Origin of the sequence: Streptomyces sp. NPDC042638 (assembly GCF_040647235.1) — a bacterium.
GTDB lineage: Bacteria > Actinomycetota > Actinomycetes > Streptomycetales > Streptomycetaceae > Streptomyces > Streptomyces rameus.
This window is the reverse complement of record NZ_JBEZBT010000085.1, coordinates 1-21,124: the sequence shown is the minus strand read 5'-3', so window position 1 is coordinate 21,124 and position 21,124 is coordinate 1. Positions and strand designations below refer to the sequence as shown.

The following is a 21,124-nucleotide window of genomic DNA, read 5'->3' as shown; positions in this document are numbered from 1 at the left end:
CTACGCCTCGTGGGCGAACCCGATCGAGGCCCACTTCGGCCCGCTGCGGCAGTTCACCATCGCCAACTCGAACTACCCCAACCACACGGTTCAGACCCGGGCCCTGCACGCCTACCTGCGCTGGCGCAACGCCAACGCCCGCCACCGCGACGTCCTGGCCGCCGAACGCAAAGAACGCGCCCGCATCCGCAGCGAGAAGGGCATCCGCTGGGGCGGACGACCCCTCGCCACCGCAGCCTGAACGACCCGGCGAACCTATGCGGTCAGAGCACTAGCCGCCCCCGCCCTCGCCCCCGAACTCGCCAAGGAGACCGACAGATGCTGGACATCGCCGAGGAACTCGACCGGTGGGTCGAGCAGGGACGTGACTTCGCCGTCGCCACCGTGGTGGCCGTCGGCGGCAGCGCCCCGCGCCAGCCGGGTGCCGCCCTCGCGGTGGACGCCGACGGCACGGCGATCGGCTCGGTCTCCGGCGGGTGCGTGGAGGGGGCCGTGTACGAGCTGTGCCGGCAGGCGCTCGAGGACGGGGAGACCGTCCTCGAACGCTTCGGGTACAGCGACGAGGACGCCTTCGCCGTCGGGCTCACCTGCGGCGGCATCATCGACATCCTCGTCACACCGGTCCGGGCGGACGGTCCCGCCCGGCCGGTGTTCGCGACCGCGCTGGCCGCCGCCGCCCGAGGGGAGGCGGCGGCGGTCGCGCGGATCGCCGACGGTCCGGCGCAGCTGCGGGGCCGGGCCCTTTTCGTCCGGCCCGACGGGTCGTACGACGGCGGCTTCGGCGCCCATCCCGAGCTGGACCGCACGGTGGCGGCCGAGGCCGGCGCGTTCCTGGACGCGGGCCGCACCGGCACCGTGGAGATCGGCGAACAGGGCTCGCGCTGCGGCGCCCCGCTCACAGTGCTGGTCGAGTCCTCCGCCCCGGCACCGCGGATGATCGTCTTCGGCGCGATCGACTTCGCGTCGGCGCTGGTGCGGGTCGGCAAGTTCCTCGGCTACCACGTCACCGTGTGCGACGCCCGCCCGGTGTTCGCCACGAAGACCCGCTTCCCCGAGGCGGACGAGATCGTCGTGGAGTGGCCGCACACGTACCTGGAGCGCACCGGGGTCGACGGCCGTACCGTCCTGTGCGTCCTCACCCACGACGCCAAGTTCGACGTACCGCTGCTGAAGCTGGCCCTGCGGCTGCCGGCCGCCTACGTCGGCGCGATGGGCTCCCGCCGCACCCACCTGGACCGCAACGAGCGCCTGCGCGCCGTCGGGGTCACCGAGCTGGAGCTGGCCCGGCTGCGCTCCCCGATCGGCCTGGACCTCGGTGCCCGTACGCCCGAGGAGACGGCGCTGTCCATCGCGGCGGAGATCGTCGCGGCCCGGCGCGGCGGCAGCGGGGCCGCGCTGACCGGCGCGCACACTCCCATCCACCACGACACGTCCGCGCGGCGGACGCGGCGGATCGGGTCGGTGGCCTGAGCGGGCACGGGGAAGGGGGAGAGGGGCCTGCCGTCGGCGCCGCCCCCTGCTCGTACGGGGAAGGGGTGCGGGCTCCCGGTCCGCGAACCGGGCCGGCACGCCGACGAGGAGCGCCATGGCGGACGTTCATGCTCACGCTCGGGCGGCCGGCGATGCCGACGCGGTGTTCTCCGACGGCGCCGGGGGCCGACCGCGGTCGGGGGGAGCGGCGGGCCCCCGGCCCGCCCGGGCGTGACGGTCGCCCTGACGGGCCGCGAGGGCGGAGGCGCCGGCGCGGTTCAGGGCCGGCGCAGCAGCCGGTTCGCCGCCCGCCCGAACATGACGCGGGCCGTTCGTTCCAGCAGGCCGTCGAAGGCACGCGGCAGGAAGCGGACCCGCAGTTCCTCGCGCCAGACCACCCGGCTACGGCCCCCGGGACCCGGCCGCACCTCGATCTCCGCCCAGCCCAGGACCACCCGCCCCCGCTTCTCCAGCCGGCACAGGCCGCCCTCGCCGTCGGCCGGCGGGTGCCAGACCGTCACCTCCATGACGTCGTCGAGGGTGAGCGGGCCGACCCCCGACCGGGCCACGAAGCGCGTGCCCTCGCGCGTCGGCGCGGGCGTGAGCACCCTGATCCGGGTCAGCGGGACGGCGTCGGCGTGGCGGGGCCATTCCGTGAGCCGGCGCCACGCCTCGTCGGGCGGGAGCGGGGCGGTACGTTCGAAGAGGAAGGTCGGCACGGCACGATCGTAGGGAATCGGAGCCGTGATCCCGCCTGTTCACGCCCCGCGTCGACCGGCTCGTGCGGCGGAAATCCCCGAGGAGGGGCGTCGCGTCAGGGGCGGTACACCTTGCCGGGTTCGGCCTTGCCGGGCGCCAGCAGCTGCGGGACCGTCACGAAGACGTAGCCGCGGGCCTTCAGCGCGTCGATGATGCCGGGCACGGCCGGGACGGTCCCGGCGTAGATGTCGTGCAGCAGGATGATCCCGTCCCGGGACGCCTGGTCGAGGACGCGCTTGGTGATGAGCGCGGAGTCCTCGGTCGTGTAGTCCTTGGCGGTCACGCTCCACAGCACCTCCGCCATGCCCAGCTCCTTGCAGATCTCGTGCACGTCGGCGTCGGTACGGCCCTGCGGCGGGCGCATCAGCGTCGGCTTGTGTCCGGTCAGCCGCTCGATCGCGTCGTTGGGCCGCTTCAGCTCCTCGCGTATCTGCGCGTCCGATATGCGGGTGAGGATCTTGTGGTCCCAGGTGTGGCTCGCGACCTCGTGGCCCTCCGCCGCCATCCGCCTGACCAGCTCGGGGTACTTCTCGATGTGCCGCTTGCCGAGCAGGAAGAAGGTGGCGGGGACCTTCTTCTCCTTGAGGATGTCGAGCAGCCGCGCGGAGTTCTCACTGGGCCCCGCGTCGAAGGTGAGCGCGATGCACTTGGCCTCGCGGCAGTCGACGGTGCCGAACCGGGCCGGCGCCCCGTGCGCCGCCTCCGCGCGCGCGGTGCTCGGTGCCGTCGTGTCGACCTGGGCGCAGCCGGCCAGCGAGAGCACCAGGCAGGCCGCCGCGGACGCGAGGGCCCGGCCACGCAACCCGCGGGCGGTTCCACGCATCTTCCCGGTCGCGTGATTCGGCATCGAGGACGTGTCGGTCAAAGGAGGCATGCCCGCACTATACACTGCATGTATAGTGTAGCTGTTCGAATCTGTGGCATCCGTCGGAGTTCCCGAAGTGACAGGGCGGCGGCGGGCGTCCCTCGGCGCACCGGCGCGTGCCGGCCCCCGGCGGCCGTGCTACGACCTCGTGCACACCAGTGGTACCGGGCCGGTACGCGGAGTAACCTCGGGACCATGACGCGCACGGGGGAGCGAGTCGGAGCCGCGCGATTACGGACACCGGCCTGGATCGCGCGCATCGAGACGCCGGGCGGCCGGGTCCTCGGCGCGGGTGTGCTGCTCGCGCCCGAACGGGTGCTCACCGCCGGCCATGTCGTGGACCCCGGACACCGCTACACCGTCCGCCTGGTCGGCGTTCCCGACCTCGATGCCGTCTCCGCCACCGTCTGCCCCGACGAACACGTGCCCCAGCGCGAACACCTCGGCGACCGCAGCGGCGATCTCGCCCTGCTGCGTCTGGCCGCCCCGCTGCCCGCCGAGCACACCACCCGGCTCTACCGCCTCGCCGCGCCGCACGGCCCCGTCAGCATGTACGGCTTCCCGGCCGGCGACGACGGCGGGCGCTGGCACGGCGCCACCCTGGTCGCCGCCCGCGGCCGGGACAGCCAGGTGCAGCTGCGCCCGCTCACCCCCGGCGAACTCGCCGCCGACGGCTTCAGCGGCGGGGGCGTCGTCGACCACGCCACCGACCAGGTCATCGGTATCGTCCTCAGCGTCGACGAGGGCCCGGGCTCCACCTTCAGCTACATGAGCCCCACCGAGACCATCCTCAGCCATCTCCCGCAGGTCGCCGCCTGGACCGACGGCGCCGAAGCGGTCGACCCCCGGCTGCGCACCGGCACCGATGCCGCGGGCGGGCGGCTCGACGTACCGTTCGCCACCGAACTCGCCTCCTGGTTCCGCGGCGAGGGCTGGCCCGTGCTCGTCACCGTCGTCCCCGCCCGCGGCGACCGCGCCTGGACCCTGCAGCGGGCCGTCACCCTCGCCGACCGCGAGCTGCGCACCCACCGCAACACCAGCGCCGTCAGCCACGACCCGCCCGAGACCGTGCCCCCCGCCGGCGCCCACGACCTCGCCCTCGACGTCGAGGGGCTCACGGCCGCGGAGGTCATGGACCGGATCGCCGAACGCCTCGGCATCCGCGACGACCCCCGGCCCGAACGGCTCGGCACCCTGCGCGTCCCGCTCGCCGCCGTACTGGTCGCCGTGGACCGGGCGGCCGACCCCGACGTCCTGCTCGGCCTGCTGGACCGGCTCGCCGGACAGGGCGCCCGGCTGCTGCTGGCGTTCCGCAGCCCCGACCAACGCGCCACCCGGGCCGCCGAGGCTCTGATGCACCGGCCGCTGCGCGACCGCTGGAACCGTCTGCATGCCGAACTCAATCGCATGACAGGTGAGTTGGGGCCGGAACTCGACGTCCTCCGGGGCCGCGTGCTGCCCGGGCCCGACGACCGCCACCTGCTCGACCAGGCCGAGGCGGGTCTCCGCCGCACCCAGATGCTGCGCGCCTGGGTCGACCACGCCCCCGGCCGGGAACGCGAACCCGCCCGCGCCGACCTGCTGTTCACCTTCGAGGACGCCGTCGGCCGCCGCCGGCGACGCCTGGAGGAGGCCATCGGCGTGCTCGACACCCGGCTGCGCCGCCGCGAGGAACTGCTCGGCCGCGTCGGCGCCGAGTGGCCGCTGTGCCGGCAACGGGCCGCCGCCCAGGGCGACCGGGTCATGACCGCGTACCGGCTGTACGAGGACGCCTTGTCCCTGCTGCGGCAGACACCCTGCGACATCGAACGGGCCGAGGCCGCCGTCGAGCGGTTCGTCGGCTTCTGCTCCACCACCGCGGACGGAGAGGAAGGCGCGTCATGACCTCGTGCGTCCGGCCCGGCTGCGCGGGCCGCATCATGACCACCGGCTACTGCGACACCTGCGGCCACCGGCACGCCGAGCCGCGCACCGAACCACCGGCCCGGCCCCCGGCCGGCGGCACCGAGGAGTCCCCCGGGCCCGCGGCCGTGCACGCCGTCGCCGGAATCGGCGAACTCGACCAGCACGGCCTGGTCGTCCTGCCCGAGGTCCCCGTCCCCGACGACGTGCTCATCGAGGACCCCCGCCTGCCCACCGGGGGCCGCCGCTGCGGCGTCGACGGCTGCACCATGACCATCGGCATCGGCTACGGCGGCCAGCCCGCCCGCGCCACCGGCCGCTGCCCCCGCTGCGGCACGCCCTACTCGCTGTTGCCCCAGCTCGTCACGGGCGAGGTCGTCGCGGACCACTACAAGGTGCTCGGCTGCCTCGCCCACGGCGGCCTCGGCTGGATACACCTCGCCGAGGACACCCGCGCCGACGGCCACCGGGTCGTCCTCAAGGGCCAGATCAACGTCAACGACGCCCTCGCCCGCCGTACCGCCGTGGAGGAGCGCCGCTCCCTCACCGACCTGCACCACCCCGACATCGTCCGCATCATCACCTACGCCGAACACCAGCCCGCCGGCGGCTCGCACACCGGCTACCTGGTCATGGACTACATCGGCGGACGCTCCCTGCAACAGCTCTTCGACGCCGACGACATCGAGCGGATCTTCCACGGCCGCCCCCGCCTCGACCACGTCCTCACCTACGGCTGCAAGATCCTCGGTGCCCTGCAGTACATGCACGAACGCGGCCTGCTCTACTGCGACATGAAGCCCTCCAACGTCATCCACTTCGGCCGGGCCGTCAAGGTCGTCGACCTCGGCGCCGTCCGCGCCATCGGCGACCGCACCTCCGCCTACGTCTACACGGCCGGCTTCGCCCCGCCCAAGGAGGAGATCGACCGCCGCGGCTGGCACGTCGACAGCGACCTCTACACCGTCGGCATGACCCTCCAGGCCCTGGCCCGCGGCACCGAACCCGCCCGCGGTCTCGCCCCCGACTCCTTCCGCCGCGTCGTCGCCCGCGCCACCCACGCCGAACCCCGCGCCCGGTTCCGCTCCGCCGCCGAGATGTCCCGCCAACTCTGGGAAGTCCTGCGGGAATTCCGCTCGCTGCAGTTCGGCGAACAGCTGCCGGAGGCCTCAACCCGGTTCCGCGCGTCCGGCGCCCGCCTCGACGCCGGACTCGGCGCCATCCCCGCCCTGGACCACTGGACCGGCCGCTCCCACGAGCGCCCGGCCGGCCTCGACGTCTCCCCGCCCGCCGCCGCCGAGGTGGCCGGCGCCCTGCCCGAGCCGGTCCCCGACCCCGACGACGGCGCCGCCCTGCTGCTGGACTCCTTCCCGCCCGACGCCCCCGACCGGGTCGCCCGGCAGTGGCCCCGCGAATCCCGCCTCGGTACCCCCGAGACCGCGCTGTGGCTGTGCCGCGCCTACCTCAGGAAGGGCGAGCAGCGCGCGGCGGAGGGCTGGCTCGCCGAGGCCGAGACCCAGCTCGGCGAGCGGGCCGCCGCCCACGACTGGCGCATCGCCTGGCACCGCGGCGTCCTGCACCTCAGCAAGGGCGAGGTGGACCTGGCCGGCACCCGCTTCGACGCCGTCCACCAGGCCCTGCCCGGCGAGTACGTGCCCAAGCTGGCCCTCGGTTACTGCGCCGAACACACCGGCGGCGAACGCCCGGCCAGGGCCATGCGGTACTACGAGGCGGTGTGGAAACGGGATTTCGCGCACACCCCGGCCGCCTTCGGCCTGGCGCGCGGCCACCTGGCCCGCGGCGACCGGGACGCCGCCGTCCACGTCCTCGACGAGGTCCCCGCCACCTCCCGGCACCACGACGCCGCCCGCATCGCGGCCGTACGCATCCGCGCCGGTGTCCTGCACGGCAGCCCGCCCACCCCGGCCGGCCTGCGTGACGCGGCCCGGCGACTGCCCGAACTGCGCCTGGACGGCGGCGCGGCGGACGGCGAGTCCCGGGCCCGGCTGGTCGCCGAGGTCCGCGAGAACGCCCTGCACAGCCGGCCGGCACAGGGCTGGGGGCCGGACTTCCCGGCCGGTGACCTGCTCGGGACGGGGGACGAGGACGGCCTGCGCACCCGGCTGGAACAGTCCTTCCGGCAGCTGGCCGCGCAGGCCCGCACGGCCGGGCAGCACGGCCGGCTGCTCGACCTGGCCCACGCGGTCCGGCCGGTGACCACCTTCTGACCACACCCGCGAACCGGGGGGAGAGACAGCGATGACCGTGGCCGAGGAGACCGAGGTGACACTCGCGGTCGGTCAGCAGAAGGACCTGCCCGCCGTGCCGGACGCGGCCGGACGGCACACCGACCGGGAGATGCACGCCATCCTGGAGATCGGGGTCCGCAGTCCCGACGGCACGGAGCACGCCGGCGCGCCCGCGCCCGGCACCGGGCCCGCGCTCGCCGAGGTGCTGATCGTCGACACCTCCCGCTCGATGCTCCACCCGGCCGCGAAACTGCACGCGGCCAAGGACGCCACCGTCGCGGCGGTCCGGATGCTGCCCGACGGCACCGCCTTCGCCGTGCTGTCCGGGCGGTTCGACGCCACCGTGGTCCATCCCGGGCCCGGCCATCCGGTGCTCGCCGTCGCCGGGCCCGGCGAACGCGAGGCCGCCGAGCGCGCCGTGCGCATCCTGGACGCGGACGGCGGCACCGCCATCGGCACCTGGCTCGAACTCGCCCGTCGGCTGCTCAAGGACCAGCCCGCGCCCGTCAAGCACGTTCTGCTGCTCACCGACGGACGCAACGAGCACGACCACCGCTCCAGCCGGCCGCTGGACACCGTTCTCGACGCCTGCGCGGGCCAGTTCGTCTGCGACGCCTGGGGGATCGGTGACGACTGGGACGCCGACCTGCTGCTGGGCATCACCCGGCGGCTGCACGGCCGCGCCCGAGCCGTCCGCGACGCATCCCACCTCACGGCGGCCTACGAGGAGTTGATGGCCGGTCTGCTCGGCACGTCGGTGCCCGAGCTGCGGATCAGGCTCACCCCCACCCCGGGCACCGTGATCCGCCAGGTCAAACAGGTGGTGCCGAACGAGCAGGAGCTGCAGCCCGTCCCGGCCGGCCCCGGCGGGCGCGCCGCGGAGTACGTCACCCGTGCCTGGGGCGACGAGGTACGGCACTACCAGGTCGTCCTGACCGCCGACCCGACCGGCCGGGAGAGGGGGGAGGACCTCCAGATGGCCGCGGTGGAGGTCGTCGTACCCGACGTACGGCGTCCGGTACGGCTGCCCGCGCCGCGGCCCATCCTGGTGCGCTGGACCGACAACCCGTTCGACGCCTCCCGGCAGCATCCCGGGGTCCGCCGGCACGAGCTGTACCAGCAGGCGAGCGCCGCCGTCGCCCAGGCGTACCGGGCCTGGCTGCACGGCACGGAGGGCCGGGACACGGCGGACCGCGCATTCGCCCGTGCCCTGGCGCTGGCCGCCGAACTGGACGACGCCCAGCTGCTCGGCGCGCTCCGGCTGATCGAGGCCGCCCCGGGCACCGGGCGGGTCCGCTCCGGCCTCAAGGACGTCGACTGGCAGCATCTGATCCTCTCCAGCGCCCTGACGACGCCGCCGGAGCGGCCGGTGGAGGGACCCGCGGCGTCGGCACCGCCCGGTGCCGGTGCGTCCGTATCGCCCGGTGCTGGTCCTGGCGCTGGTCCTGGTCCTGGTGCCGGTGCGTCCGCGCCGCCCGGGGCGGGTGCGTCCGGTCCGCCCGACGCCGGAGCGCCCGCGCCGTCGGGCGCCTCCGGTCCCGCCCTCCCGGTGCGCTCCGACGGGCTGGTCGAGTGCCCGTACTGCAAGTGGCTGGGTCCCGCCGACTCCGTCTACTGCGGGGGCGACTGCGGGCGGCTGCTGAGGGGGGCGTCCGCGTGAAGACCGGCAGAGGCACGACCGTGAACACCGGCAGCGGCCCGACGGCGGGAGCGGGCACCGGCACACCCACGGGACCGTCTTCCGCCCCGCCTCGGCCGGCGCCCGCGGCCGGCCGTCGTGGCACCGGACCGGCACCCGGGCCCCTCACCCGGCTGCTCGCCCGGCTCCCCGGTGCCGGGCGGCGCCCCGCGGAGGGCGGCAGCACGACCGCCCACGACCTCACCGTCCGCCACCGCCTGCTGCTGGCCCTGTCGGCCCTGCTCACGCTGTCCCTGTTCGTGTCGTACCAGGGCGTGCACGGCGACGCGAACCCGCTTCGCACATCCAGCGCCCCCGCCGTCCTGTCCCTCGACACCGCGCTGTACGCGCTCGGCGAGGCCCAGCGGGACGCCGGCGCGACGGCCCCGACCAGTGACTTCCAGAAGCAGATCTCGGTCGCCGCGCAGAGTCTGGCCGCCGCCGCGGCCGACGACGTCGGCGGAGCGGCGGACCGGCAGGCCCTGCAGACGGTCGCCGGGCTGATCACCGTCTACTCCGTCAAGGTCCAGCAGTCCCAGCTCCAGCCCGACGGCAGCGTGCTGCGCGAGGCGTACCTCAGCTATGCCACCAGCATCCTCACGGAGCGGGACTCCGGGATACAGGCCCGCCTTCAGGCCCTGCGACGACAACAGCGGGCCACGGTGCACCGGCAGACCTCGTTCGGCCCGCTGCTGTGGCTCGCCTGGAGCACGACCGTGCTGCTCACCCTGGCCGTCGCCGCGGCGCTGCTGGAGACCCAGCGTTTCCTGCGGCACCGCTTCCGGCGCCGCTACAACCGCCAACTGCTGGCCGCACTGGTCCTGTTGTTCGCCGGCGTGGGCACCGCCGTGCTGTTCACGGTGTGGACCCACCAGGGGATGGCGGACATCCGTACCCTGCTCGACCGTTCGCCGCCCGGGCCGCAGATCCCCGACGCGGGGCGGAACGCCGCCTCGTACCTGGCCGGCACCGCCCTGCGCGCCGCAGCGGCGGTGTGGATCCTGATAGGAGGCATCCTGCTCATGGCACTGGCCGAGACGGGCCTGCGACGGCACATCGACGACTACCGGTTCAGGCCCCGGTGAGCGCGCACGCCGGCGGCCCCGCGACGGCCGCCCCCGGCCCCGGACCACGCCCCGCCCGCCGCCTGGTGCGCACCGTCACCGTGGTGGCGAGCTGCCTTGCCCTCGTGGCGGCGGCCGTCGTCGTGGGCGTGCGCGCCCTCGGGCAGGAGCCGACCGTCACCCTGCTGGCCAACTGGACCGGCCCCGACCAGAAGAACTTCCGCAGAGCGGTCATCGAGCCGTTCGAGCGGAAGTACCGCATCCACGTCGACTACCAGGGCAGCAACGCCGAGAGCCAGGTGCTCGGCGCCGACGTCGAGGCCGGTACGCCGCCCGACGTGGTGGTGCTCACCGGCCCCGGCGAACTCGCCGACTACGCCCGCCAGAAGCACCTCGTCCCCCTCGACGGCCTGGTGGACCGCGACGAGTTCGGCACGTCCTGGGCCACCCCGCTGGCGGACGGGCACGTGTACTGGTTCCCGCTCAAGGCCGATCTGAAGAGCATCGTCTGGTACCCGGCCGACGTCGGCGGACAGCAGCGCCGCCAGGCCGTGCACGACCCCGCCCAGTGGTGCCTCGGCATGGGATCCGGCGCCACCAGCGGCTGGCCCGGCACCGACTGGATCGAGGACATCCTGCTCCAGCGGTACGGCCCGGACGTCTACGCCCGCTGGGCGCGCGGCGATCTGCCCTGGGGGTCGAAGCAGGTGAGGGACGCGTGGACCACCTGGTACGGCCTGGTCGGCGCCGGCGGCGACGAGGCCCTCCTGCGGCGGGCCCTCAAGACCCCGTACCGGTCGGCGTCGGAGCCGGTCGGCGCCACCCCCCGCGGCTGCACGCTCGAGCACCAGGCGTCGTTCATCCGCAACCAGCCCGTCTGGCAGCACGCCGAGGGCCGCTACGAACCCTCCGCCCAGCTGATCTTCGGTGCGCCCGCCAACCGCGCCTGGGAGGTCTCCGGCGACCTGGTCGCGCTGCTGCACGACACCCCGCAGGCGAAGCAGCTGATCCGCTACCTGGCCTCGGCCGAGGCCCAACGCGCCTGGACCACGCAGGAGTCCGGCCTCTCCGTCCACGCCGGTGTCGAGCCCGCCCCCGGCGAGGCCGGATCCGACTGGCACCGCTCGCTCGCACGGGCCCTCCGCGACGAAGGGGCGACGCACTGCTTCGACGCCTCCGACGCCATGCCGCCCGCGGTACGCGACGCGTTCGCCGAGGCGACGATCGAATTCCTCGCCCATCCCACCCACTTGGACGCCCTGCTGCGCTCCCTGGACACCCTCAGCGACTCCCCGGGCCTGACCTGGGTGCCGTCGGTGTGCTCCGCGCCGTGACCGCGCGCACGGCCCGGCCGGCCGTGCGCCGGGCCGCGTGGGCACCCCCGGCCCACTCCCGGGGGACCTGCGGACAGCGCCTGTCCGCACGCGACGCCGCACGCGACGCCGCGCGCGACGCTGGCGTGCCCGCATGACCGACAGCAGCGCGCGGCGCGGCAGTGCCCACGGTGGTGACGCGGCGGGCGGCCCGCTCCTGGACGTCCGGGCCCTGAACCGCGCCACCCTCGCCCGGCAGTTCCTGCTGCGCCGGTCCGCGCGGTCCGCCCGGGACGCCGTCGGTCATCTCCTCGGCCTCCAGGCGCAGAACACCAAGCCCCCGTACTACGCCCTCGCCGCCCGCCTGGACGGTTTCACGCCGGAGCGGCTCTCCGCGCTCATGGTCCGCCGGGAAGTGGCCCGGATCGTCACCCTGCGGTCCACGGTCCACACCCACACCGCCGACGACTGCCTCACCCTCGGCCCCCTGGTCCAGCCGGCCCGCGACCGCGAGCTGGGGAACTTCCGCACGGGCCTGGCCGGCGTCGACCTGGACCGGCTCGCGGCCGTCGCCCGCGACCTGGTGGAGGCGGAGCCGCGGACCCCGGCCCAGTTGCGCGAGGCGCTGGGCGCCCGGTGGCCGGACGCCGACCCGCGGGCCCTCGCCGTGGCCGCCCGCTGCACCCTCCCACTCGTCCAGGTGACCCCGCGCGGTCTGTGGGATGAGAGCGGCCGGGCCGCCCTCACCACCGCCGAGCACTGGCTGGGCCGGCCCGCCGAACCGGCCCCGCGGCCCGAGTCGGTGGTCCTGCGCTATCTCGCCGCCTTCGGCCCCGCCTCCGTACGGGACATGCAGGCCTGGGCCGGGCTCACCCGTCTGGGGGGCGCCTTCGAGCGGCTGCGCCCCCGGCTGCTGACCTTCCGGGACGCGAGCGGCGTGGAACTCTTCGACCTTCCCGACGCCCCACGCCCCGACCCGGCGACCGAGGCCCCGCCACGCTTCCTGCCCGAGTTCGACAACCTGCTGCTCGCCCACGCCGACCGCACCCGTGTGGTGCCGGCGGCCCACCGGGGCCGTAACCGGCGGGGCAACCAGGCATACCGCACCCTGCTGGTCGACGGCTTCCTGGCCGGTCTGTGGACGCTCGGCCCCGACGCCCTGGTCGTCGAACCGTTCGAAACACTGACGAGGGCCCAGCGCGCGGAGGTGGCCGCGGAGGGGGAGCGGATGCTGCGCGTGCTGCACCCGGGAACGCCGTACGACATCCGGTTCGGGGACGTCGTAGGACGGTGAGGCCGGCGGCGGGACGGCGCGCACCGGCGGACGGAGCCGTTTCGCCCCGCCCCTGACATTGGATCGGGGGCGTTGCGGGCCGCTCGTGGTGGCCCGCAACGCCCCCTGACCGTCACCCGAGGGATGCTCGGGAAATCTTCCGGGTCACGAGCTGACCTGTGCGGTCACCAGGTCCGAGAAGGTGGCCAGCCGGGTGTAGACACCCGGGTAACCGGCCTCCGCGCACCCCTCGCCCCAGGAAGTGATCCCTGCCAGGACGCCCCCGATGAGCAGGGGACCGCCGCTGTCGCCCTGGCAGGTGTCAACGCCGCCGGAGGTGTATCCGGCGCAGACCATGTCGGACTGGACGAAGTCCGAACCGTAGGAGGAGCGGCAGCTGGAGTCGGACACGACCGGGACGGTCGCGGTCCGCAGCTGGTTGGAGGAGCTGCCGTTCTCCGAGGTGGTACCCCAGCCGAGGATCCGGGCCGTGGTGCCGGCCGCGTAGAGGTCCGTCTGGGAGGAGGAGACGTACTTCGCCGCGGTGTACGGCATCGACGTCGAGAGGGTCAGCACGGCCACGTCGTCGCCGTTCGTGGCGTCCGTGTAGTCCGGGTTGATCCAGATCTTGCTGACCCGGCTCACCGTGCCGTTGGTGCCGTTCAGGTACGTCCGGCCACCGACCACGCGGACGCCGCTCGTGGACTCCCCGACCATGCAGTGGGCGGCGGTCACGACCTTCTTGGGCGCCACGAGGGTGCCGCCGCAGAACTGGTTCTGGGACGCGTCCGTGATCTGCATCATGAACGGGTACGCGGTCGTCGTGGTGGTCGTACCGCCGACGATGGGCTGGGGGGCGGCGCTCGCGGTGGGGGAGGCGAGCAGCGCGGTCGCCGCGGCGGCGGCGGTGGCCACCAGGGTCGCGGCGGTCTTTCTCACACGTCTGGGCCCGAACATGAGTCTCCTCAGTGGGGGTTGCACCGGTGGGGGGTCGCGCGGGTGTGTGGGGGTCGTGCACGGGCGGGGTCCCCCTGCTCGAGCGCAGCCGAGAGCTCGGGGAAGGGACCGACCCCCGTGTGCCCGGGCGAGCGGCACGCCCTTTACGCTAGGACCCGGAACCCTCGGCTCCCAATGAGGGAACCCCCTAGGGGGTTGGGGTGAGGGAAAACCCTCGGTCCGGTTCAGTTAACAAGAGCCGTGCTCAGTGCGCCCGTCGACCTGCCGCCAATCGGACGATGTCCACCCGCGAGCGGATCCCCAGTTTGCGGTAGACCCGGGTGAGGGTCGCCTCCACCGTCTTCACGCTGATGAACAGCCGGGCCGCGATCTCCCGGTTCGTGGCGCCCTCCATGACGAGCGCGGCGACCTGACGCTCCATCGCGGCGAGCGCGTCCAGGGCGTCCAACGCCTCGGGCACGGCCGGCGCCGGTTCCGGCTCGGGGGTGGTGAGGGCTTCGTCCACTTGGCGCAGCCAGGGCAGCGCCCGGCACCGGCGGAACAGCCGGGTGGCCTCGTCCACGGCCGCCCGGGTCTCCGGGGCGCCGGCCCCCGGGGCTGCGGCCCGGCCGTGTCCGCCCCTTCGGACCTCCGTGCGCTCGGGCTCTCGCCACGGGTGCGCCCCTTCGGCACTCCGCCTGCCCCGCAGCCGGGCCAGCGCGAACGCGGCCCGCGCCTCCTCCAGGCCGTAGCCGAGCTTGCCGAGCCGGTTCTGAGCGGACGTCAGCTGGGCGAGAGCGGCCTCCAGGTCGCCCCGGGCGGCGCGCACCAGGGCCTCCGACCGGTCGAGCACGGCGAGGACGCTCTCCCGGCCGAGCCGCAGCGCGTGTTCCCGGCTGACGTCGATGACGTCCTGTGCCTCGGCGGGTTCACCGATGCGGACCAGCGCCTCGGCGAGGTCACCCTGCCAGCGGCCCCGGGCCGGGTCGGTGATGCCGAGCCCCAGCTCCAGGCTGCGCACCCGGCGCAGCGAGCGCACGGTGCCCGCCGGGTCCCCGGCCACCAGCTGGGCGTACCCGAGGGCGCCCAGCGCCCGGGAGAGGTACATCTGGTCGCCGTCCTCCTCGGCGTGCGCCACCGCCTCCCGGGCGAGCGCCAGCGCCCGGTCCACATCCCCGCCGGACGCCTCGGCGAGCGAGGTGAGCATCGCCGAGGCGGTCTCGCCGATGCCCGAGTCCCGGGCCAGCCGCAGGCTCTCGCGGGCCAGGTCCAGGGCGCGCCCGCAGTGCCCGGCGCGCAGTTCGGTCTCGGCGAGGCCGCGCAGGAAGTGCACCTCGCTCTCCACCGAGCCGCGCCGGCGGACCTCGCGCAGCAGCGCGGTGACCGTGGCCCGGGCCTCGGCCAGCTGGTCACCCATGACCAGCCAGCGGAACCGGGCGCTGCCCGCGCCGTTGTGATGCCATGCCACCCGGGGGTCCTGCGGCTGCCGCAGGGCCCGCTTGATGGTGCGGGGCGCCTCCGGATGGCCCATCAGGGTCTCGGTCTGCGCCTGGAAGGAGAGGGCGAGCAGCTCGGTGCGCCGGTCCGCGCCGCGCGCGGCCAGCTCGGCGGCGTGCGCGGCGGCCTCCCGGGCCTCGGTGAAGTCCCCCTCCACGATCAGCGCCCGCCAGGCCAGCTGGTAGTGGACCAGGGCCAGCAGCCGCGGGTCGTCGCCGGCGTCGGCGAGGGCCTGCGGGAAGACCGCGTCGACCTCGGCCATGGTGTGGCCGGCGGTGTCGATGACGATGATCCAGGCCCGCACCCGGTCGGCGGGCACGGTCGCCCGGGTCAGCACCTCCCGGGCGATGTCCCGGGCCAGGTCGACCTCGCCGGCGGTGATCGCGTCCTCGGCGGCGGTGAGCCGGCGCTCCTCCTGGCTCGGTGTGCCGTCGGCCGGAGTGTGCCGGGCGGCGAGCAGCCCCAGCTGGGCGGCGACCGACGGTGCCCCGCGGTCCCGGGCGAGGGCCGCGGCCTCGGCGAGCCGGGCGGCGGCCTCGGGGTCGGTGCCGGTGGTGGCGAGGGCCAGGTGCCGGGCCCGTTCGATCGGGTCGGAGGCGGCGGTGGACAGCGCCGCGTGCGCGGCCCGCCGTTCGTGCGCGGGCGCCTCCGCGTACAGCGCGGCCGAGATCAGCGGGTGCGCGAACCGTACGGCCGGGGCGTCGGGCTCGGTGGCCAGCAGCCCGAGTTCGGCGGCCTGGGCGCACTCGGCCTCGGCGTTGTCCCGGCCGGCCGCGTGCAGCAGCGCCGGGGTGGGGCGGGCACCGGCGCTGGCCACCAGCAGGGTGCGGCGGGCCTCCACCGAGAGCATGTCCAGGCGGCTGAGCACCAGGGCGCGCAGCGAGGTCGGCACCGGCAGCGGTTCGCCCGGCCGGGGCGGGGCGGGGCTGTCGGCGAGGGCGCGGCCGAGTTCCAGCGCGAACAACGGGTTGCCGCCGCTGGTGCGGTGGATCTCGCGGACCGTGGAGCGGGGCAGCCCGCCGTGACCGCGGTGGTCGAGCAGCTGGGCGACCTGGGCGCGGGAGAGCGGGCCCAGCCGGACCGCGAGGGTGCCGGGCGGGCAGGCCCGCAGGTGACGGTCGTACTCCTGGCTCCCCCGGCCTTCCGTGCGGACCGCGCACAGCAGTTGTACGCGTGTGCCTCCCAGGCGCCGGGCGGCGAAGCCGAGGAGTTCGGCGCTGGCCGGGTCCAGCCACTGCAGGTCGTCGGCGACGACCAGGACCGGGCCGTGCGCGGCGAGCGCGCGCAGCGCGGAGAGCACCGCCAGGCGCAGGGCGAGGCCGTCGCGCTGCAGGCTGGACTCGCCGCGGCCGGTGAGCGCCGACTCCAGGGCGGTGCGCTGGGCGGCGGGCAGCCGGGGGGCGACGTCGTCGAGGACCAGGCCGAGGAGGTCGGCGAGGGCGAGGAAGGGAAGGTGGGATTCCGACTCGGTGGCCGAGCAGCGCAACACGGTGTGCGCGGTGGCGCCGTATTCCTCGGCCAATGCCCGCAGGACGGTGGATTTCCCTATTCCGGCGGGGCCGTGGATCAGCGCACTGCCCCCGGAGGCGAGTTGCTCACGGGCGCCGGCGAACAACTCCTCGCGGCCGATGACCAGGTCGGGGCGGCACCTGGCAGGCTCCTGGAAGTCCCGTCGCACGGTCACCGCTCCCCTCGTGTCGTGTCCGGGCCAAATTCTAGGCAACGATCCTCGAAATTCGGACGGAAGCCGTGGTGAGGGAAATAACAAACCGTCAAGCTGAGGAAGAATTCAAAGCGACACCGGATGAATGGGCAGGTTTCCTTACCGCCTCCGGACTACGGCAGCAGTCCCGCCCCGCGGGCCGCGGTCACCGCCTCCCCTCGCGTGTGCGCGCCCAGCTTCCGCATCGCCGAGCGCAGATATCCCTTGACCGTCTCCGGACGGAGGCCCAGCCGCGCGGCCACCGCCGCGTTCGTGGCCCCCGCCGCCACCCAGGACAGCACGTCCAGCTCGCGTGGCGCCAGGGTCACGCCCCCGGCACGCGGCGGCGAGGTGAGCAGACCGCATGCCGCCAGCAGTTCGGCCCGCAGGTTCGGGTCGCTGATCCGGGGTGCCAGGGCCCGCAGTGCCGCGTGCGCCTCGCGCACCTGTTCCCAGGCCGCTCCCTGGGCGGCGGCCCGCTCCGGCCGGGCCGCCGCCAGCAGCTCCCGCGCCTCGTCCCGCACCACCAGCGTCTGCTCCAGGTCCCGCGCCACCGCCACCGCCAGGCCCAGCGTGCGGTCGCCCAGCGGCTGGGCCGAGCGCAGCGCCCCGTACAGCACCCCGCGGACCCGGCGCCGGACCACGACCGGCACCGCGAGCACCGCGTGGATGCCCTCCGCGGCCACCGGTACGTCGTACTCGTGGCTGATCTGCCGCGAACGGGAGTAGTCCGGCACCGCGCACGGCCGGGCCAGCGCCACGGCCTTGCCGCCGAGCCCGTTGCCGGAGGTCACCGCGAGCGAGCGCAGCGCGGCCGTGGTCGTGCCGCTCAGCTCGCTGATGCGGATCCGCGGCCGGCCCGTGTCCACCAGGCCGCCGAAGGCGACGGGAAGCCCTGTCGCACGCCGCAGCCGGGCCAGTGCGGCTCCGATCTCCACCGCCTCCACCGCGTCTGCCGTCACGAGTTCGCCCTTTCGGCCGTCCACACCCCCGTTCGGGGGTAGTGAGACCTGCATCACGGATTAGACGATGCCAGAGAGCCGCCCGGCAATGGTCCGGTACTGAGGAGGACATGGATGACGGCGACCGAGATGTTCCGCGGGGCCCGGGACTTCCTGCTGGAACACCGCGAGGACTATGCCACCGCCTGCCGGGGCTTCGGCTGGCCACGGCCCGAGCACTTCAACTGGGCGCTGGACTGGTTCGACGTGATCGCCGCCGGCAACGACCGTACGGCGCTGCACATCGTCGAGGAGGACGGCTCCGAGACCCGGCTGTCCTTCGCGGAGCTGGCCGAACGCTCCACCCGGCTGGCCCGGTGGCTGCGTGACCGGGGGGTCGCGGCCGAGGACCGCGTCCTCGTCATGCTCGGCAACCAGGCCGAGCTGTGGGAGACCGCGCTGGCCGCGATGAAGCTGCGCGCGGTCGTCATCCCGGCCACCCCGCTGCTCGGCCCGGCCGACCTGCGCGACCGGGTGGAGCGGGGCCGGGTCAAGCACGTGATCGTCCGGGCGGAGGACACCGCCAAGTTCGCCGACGTACCCGGCGCCTACACCCGGATCTCCGTCGGCGGCCTGCCGGAGGAGGGCTGGGAGCCGTACGAGGACGGCTACGCGGCCCCCGCCGACTTCGTCCCGGACGGCCCGACCCTCGCCGACGACCCGCTGATGCTCTACTTCACCTCCGGCACCACCGCCCGCCCCAAGCTGGTCGAGCACACCCACACCTCGTACCCCATCGGGCACCTGGCCACCATGTACTGGATCGGCCTCACCCCGGGCGACGTGCATCTGAACATCTCCTCGCCCGGCTGGGCCAAGCACGCCTGGTCCAATCTGTTCGCCCCGTGGAACGCGGAGGCGACCGTCTTCATCGTCAACTACAGCCGCTTCGACGCGTCCCGGCTGATGGCCGAGATGGACCGCGCCGGCGTCACCACCTTCTGTGCCCCGCCGACCGTGTGGCGGATGCTCATCCAGGCCGACCTCGGCCGGCTCCAGACCCCGCCCCGCGAGGCCGTGGCCGCGGGGGAGCCGCTCAACCCCGAGGTCATCGAGCAGGTCCGGCGCGCCTGGGGCGTGACCGTCCGGGACGGCTTCGGCCAGACCGAGACGGCCGTGCAGATCTCCAACAGCCCGGGACAGCCGCTGAAGACCGGCTCGATGGGCCGCCCCAGCCCCGGCTTCCGGGTGGAACTGCTCGACCCGGTCTCCGGCGCTCCCGGTGCCACCGAGGGCGAGATCGCCCTCGACCTCTCCGAACGGCCCGTGGGTCTGATGACCGGCTACCACGGCGACCCCGACCGCACGGCACAGGTCATGGCGGGCGGCTACTACCGCACCGGAGACATCGCGACCAGGGACGAAGAGGGCTATCTCACCTATATCGGGCGAAGCGACGATGTGTTCAAGGCATCCGACTACAAGGTGAGTCCCTTCGAGCTGGAGAGTGCGCTGCTGGAGCACGAGGCGGTGGCCGAGGCGGCCGTCGTCCCCGCTCCGGACGCGCTCAGGCTCGCCGTGCCCAAGGCGTACGTCGTCCTCGCCGAGGGCTGGGAGCCCGGCCCCGGCACCGCGAAGGCGATCTTCGAGCACTCGCGCGAGGTGCTCGCCCCGTACAAGCGCATCCGCCGGCTGGAGTTCGCCGCCCTGCCCAAGACCGTGTCCGGCAAGATCCGCCGGATCGAGCTGCGCGAGGCCACGGCCGCCGGTTCGGACAACGAGTACCGCGAGGAGGACTTCCGGTGACCGGGCAGCCGTCGTACAGCCACGGGACGGGAACCACCGCGCTCCTCGGGGACACCGTCGGCGCCAGCCTGGACCGGGCGGTCGCGGCCTGGCCGGACCGCGAGGCGCTCGTCGACGTGCCCTCCGGGCGGCGCTGGACGTACGCCGGGTTCGGCGCCGACGTCGACCGGCTGGCGCACGCGCTGCTGGCGAGCGGGGTCGCCAAGGGCGACCGGGTGGGCATCTGGGCGGTCAACTGCCCGGAGTGGATGCTGGTCCAGTACGCCACCGCCCGCATCGGTGCCGTCATGGTGAACATCAACCCGGCCTACCGCACGCACGAGGTCGCGTACGTCCTCCGCCAGGCGGGCGTCTCCTTCCTCTTCGCCTCCCTCGGCCACAAGACGAGCGACTACCGGGCGATGGTCGAGGAAGTACGCGGCGAGTGCCCGCGGTTGCGGGAGACCGTCTACATCGGCGACCCGAGCTGGGAGGCGCTGCTCGCGCGCGAGGCCACCGGCGCCGCGTTCGAGGAACTGTCCTGCGACGAGCCCATCAACATCCAGTACACCTCGGGCACGACGGGCTTCCCCAAGGGCGCCACCCTCTCCCACCACAACATCCTCAACAACGGCTACTTCGTGGGGGAGTTGGTCGCCTACACCGAACGTGACCGGATCTGCGTCCCGGTGCCCTTCTACCACTGCTTCGGCATGGTCATGGGCAATCTGGCGGCCACCTCGCACGGCGCCTGCGTGGTCATCCCGGCCCCGTCCTTCGACCCGCGGGCCACGCTGGAGGCGGTGCAGGCGGAGCGCTGCACGTCCCTGTACGGCGTCCCGACCATGTTCATCGCCGAGCTGAGCCTCCCGGACTTCGCCTCCTACGACCTCTCCACCCTGCGCACGGGCATCATGGCGGGCTCGCCCTGTCCGGTCGAGGTGATGAAGCGGGTGGTCGCCGAGATGCACATGGAGCAGGTCTCCATCTGCTACGGGATGACCGAGACGTCCCCCGTCTCGCTCCAGACCCGCATGGACGACGACCTGGAACACCGCACCGGCACGGTCGGCCGGGTCCTGCCGCACCTCGAGGTCAAGGTGGTCGACCCGGCCACCGGGGTGACCCGCCCCCGGGGCAGCGCGGGCGAGCTGTGCACACGTGGCTACAGCGTGATGCTCGGTTACTGGGACGAGCCGGAGAAGACGGCCGAGGTGGTCGACGAAGGCCGCTGGATGCACACGGGGGACCTCGCGGTGATGCGCGAGGACGGCTACGTCGAGATCGTCGGCCGGATCAAGGACATGATCATCCGGGGCGGCGAGAACATCTACCCCCGCGAGATCGAGGAGTTCCTCTACGCCCACCCGAGGATCCGGGACGTGCAGGTCGTCGGGGTGCCGCACGAGCGGTACGGCGAAGAGGTCCTCGCCTGCGTCATACCGGCCGACCCCGCCGACCCGCTCACCCTGGAGGAACTGCGGGACTACTGCGGCGGCCGGCTCGCGCACTACAAGATTCCCAGCCGGCTCCGGATCCTCGACGCCTTCCCGATGACGGTGTCGGGGAAGGTGCGCAAGGTGGAGCTGCGGGAGAAGTACGGGAACTGACGCTCCCGGAGCGGGGCGGCCGCCGGCCGGGTGCCGTCGGTGCCGTACAGCTCGACCTGGGCGTCCAGCGCGGCCAGGGC

At 74.2% G+C, this 21,124-nt stretch carries 14 protein-coding genes and 1 pseudogene; 10 read left to right on the top strand and 5 right to left on the bottom strand.

All coding sequences use genetic code 11. The features are described 5' to 3' along the window. A pseudogene (locus AB0B40_RS35915) lies at nucleotides 1-241 on the top strand (IS630 family transposase); the annotation flags it as partial. A 77-nt stretch (nucleotides 242-318) separates the two neighbouring features. Further along, on the top strand, nucleotides 319-1,470 hold the full coding sequence (locus AB0B40_RS35910) for an XdhC/CoxI family protein (protein ID WP_345052514.1): 1,152 nt from the start codon (nucleotides 319-321) through the stop codon (nucleotides 1,468-1,470). A gap of 278 nt (nucleotides 1,471-1,748) precedes the next feature. Here the strand turns inward: AB0B40_RS35910 and AB0B40_RS35905 are convergent, their stop codons facing one another. Together AB0B40_RS35905 and AB0B40_RS35900 are read right to left on the bottom strand one after the other, a co-directional pair. Continuing rightward, a complete protein-coding gene (locus AB0B40_RS35905; protein ID WP_362267754.1) occupies nucleotides 1,749-2,189 on the bottom strand; it encodes an SRPBCC family protein in 441 nt (146 codons plus the stop codon). 95 nt (nucleotides 2,190-2,284) lie between these two features. Next, nucleotides 2,285-3,052 (bottom strand): polysaccharide deacetylase family protein, encoded by a 768-nt coding sequence (locus AB0B40_RS35900; protein WP_345052688.1) that lies wholly within the window; start codon nucleotides 3,050-3,052, stop codon nucleotides 2,285-2,287. Between the two features lie 237 nt (nucleotides 3,053-3,289). Between AB0B40_RS35900 and AB0B40_RS35895 the strand changes: the two genes are divergently transcribed. From AB0B40_RS35895 to AB0B40_RS35870, 6 genes are all read left to right on the top strand, one after another. Further along, the gene (locus AB0B40_RS35895) at nucleotides 3,290-4,978 is read left to right on the top strand and encodes a trypsin-like peptidase domain-containing protein (protein WP_362267753.1); all 1,689 of its coding nucleotides are present in this window, start codon (nucleotides 3,290-3,292) and stop codon (nucleotides 4,976-4,978) included. Then, entirely contained in the window at nucleotides 4,975-7,224 is a 2,250-nt protein-coding gene (locus tag AB0B40_RS35890) for a tetratricopeptide repeat protein (RefSeq protein WP_362267751.1), read from the top strand. Before AB0B40_RS35895 ends, AB0B40_RS35890 begins: the two co-directional genes overlap by 4 nt. A 31-nt stretch (nucleotides 7,225-7,255) precedes the next feature. Next, nucleotides 7,256-8,905: a VWA domain-containing protein gene (locus AB0B40_RS35885; protein WP_345052524.1), complete on the top strand. Its 1,650-nt coding sequence runs from the start codon at nucleotides 7,256-7,258 to the stop codon at nucleotides 8,903-8,905. Continuing rightward, nucleotides 8,902-10,008 (top strand): hypothetical protein, encoded by a 1,107-nt coding sequence (locus tag AB0B40_RS35880; RefSeq protein WP_345052527.1) that lies wholly within the window; start codon nucleotides 8,902-8,904, stop codon nucleotides 10,006-10,008. Before AB0B40_RS35885 ends, AB0B40_RS35880 begins: the two co-directional genes overlap by 4 nt. Further along, entirely contained in the window at nucleotides 10,005-11,321 is a 1,317-nt protein-coding gene (locus AB0B40_RS35875) for an ABC transporter substrate-binding protein (RefSeq protein WP_345052529.1), read from the top strand. The genes AB0B40_RS35880 and AB0B40_RS35875 overlap by 4 nt, the downstream gene beginning before the upstream one ends. Before the next feature lie 133 nt (nucleotides 11,322-11,454). Then, nucleotides 11,455-12,594, top strand: a complete 1,140-nt coding sequence (locus AB0B40_RS35870) for a winged helix DNA-binding domain-containing protein (RefSeq protein ID WP_362267748.1) — start codon at nucleotides 11,455-11,457, stop codon at nucleotides 12,592-12,594. A gap of 144 nt (nucleotides 12,595-12,738) precedes the next feature. Here the strand turns inward: AB0B40_RS35870 and AB0B40_RS35865 are convergent, their stop codons facing one another. From AB0B40_RS35865 to AB0B40_RS35855, 3 genes are all read right to left on the bottom strand, one after another. Beyond that, on the bottom strand, nucleotides 12,739-13,530 hold the full coding sequence (locus tag AB0B40_RS35865; RefSeq protein ID WP_345052534.1) for a serine protease: 792 nt from the start codon (nucleotides 13,528-13,530) through the stop codon (nucleotides 12,739-12,741). A 244-nt stretch (nucleotides 13,531-13,774) separates the two neighbouring features. Further along, nucleotides 13,775-16,690, bottom strand: a complete 2,916-nt coding sequence (locus AB0B40_RS35860) for an AAA family ATPase (RefSeq protein WP_362267746.1) — start codon at nucleotides 16,688-16,690, stop codon at nucleotides 13,775-13,777. Nucleotides 16,691-16,842: 152 nt separating this feature from the next. Next, a complete protein-coding gene (locus tag AB0B40_RS35855; protein WP_345052538.1) occupies nucleotides 16,843-17,670 on the bottom strand; it encodes a helix-turn-helix transcriptional regulator in 828 nt (275 codons plus the stop codon). Between the two features lie 114 nt (nucleotides 17,671-17,784). Between AB0B40_RS35855 and AB0B40_RS35850 the strand changes: the two genes are divergently transcribed. Beyond that, nucleotides 17,785-19,455, top strand: coding sequence for an AMP-binding protein (locus AB0B40_RS35850; RefSeq protein WP_362267744.1), 1,671 nt, complete (start codon nucleotides 17,785-17,787; stop codon nucleotides 19,453-19,455). Next, nucleotides 19,452-21,044, top strand: a complete 1,593-nt coding sequence (locus tag AB0B40_RS35845; protein ID WP_362267742.1) for an AMP-binding protein — start codon at nucleotides 19,452-19,454, stop codon at nucleotides 21,042-21,044. Before AB0B40_RS35850 ends, AB0B40_RS35845 begins: the two co-directional genes overlap by 4 nt. The last annotated feature ends 80 nt before the right edge of the window (nucleotides 21,045-21,124 follow it).

Bases quoted from the DNA above. Each gene is read 5' to 3' on its own strand.
- AB0B40_RS35870 (WP_362267748.1), top strand. From the start codon at position 11,455: ATGACCGACAGCAGCGCGCGGCGCGGCAGTGCCCACGGTGGTGACGCG.
- AB0B40_RS35895 (WP_362267753.1), top strand. From the start codon at position 3,290: ATGACGCGCACGGGGGAGCGAGTCGGAGCCGCGCGATTACGGACACCG.
- AB0B40_RS35885 (WP_345052524.1), top strand. From the start codon at position 7,256: ATGACCGTGGCCGAGGAGACCGAGGTGACACTCGCGGTCGGTCAGCAG.
- AB0B40_RS35865 (WP_345052534.1), bottom strand. From the start codon at position 13,530: ATGTTCGGGCCCAGACGTGTGAGAAAGACCGCCGCGACCCTGGTGGCC.
- AB0B40_RS35910 (WP_345052514.1), top strand. From the start codon at position 319: ATGCTGGACATCGCCGAGGAACTCGACCGGTGGGTCGAGCAGGGACGT.
- AB0B40_RS35850 (WP_362267744.1), top strand. From the start codon at position 17,785: ATGACGGCGACCGAGATGTTCCGCGGGGCCCGGGACTTCCTGCTGGAA.
- AB0B40_RS35900 (WP_345052688.1), bottom strand. From the start codon at position 3,052: ATGCGTGGAACCGCCCGCGGGTTGCGTGGCCGGGCCCTCGCGTCCGCG.
- AB0B40_RS35890 (WP_362267751.1), top strand. From the start codon at position 4,975: ATGACCTCGTGCGTCCGGCCCGGCTGCGCGGGCCGCATCATGACCACC.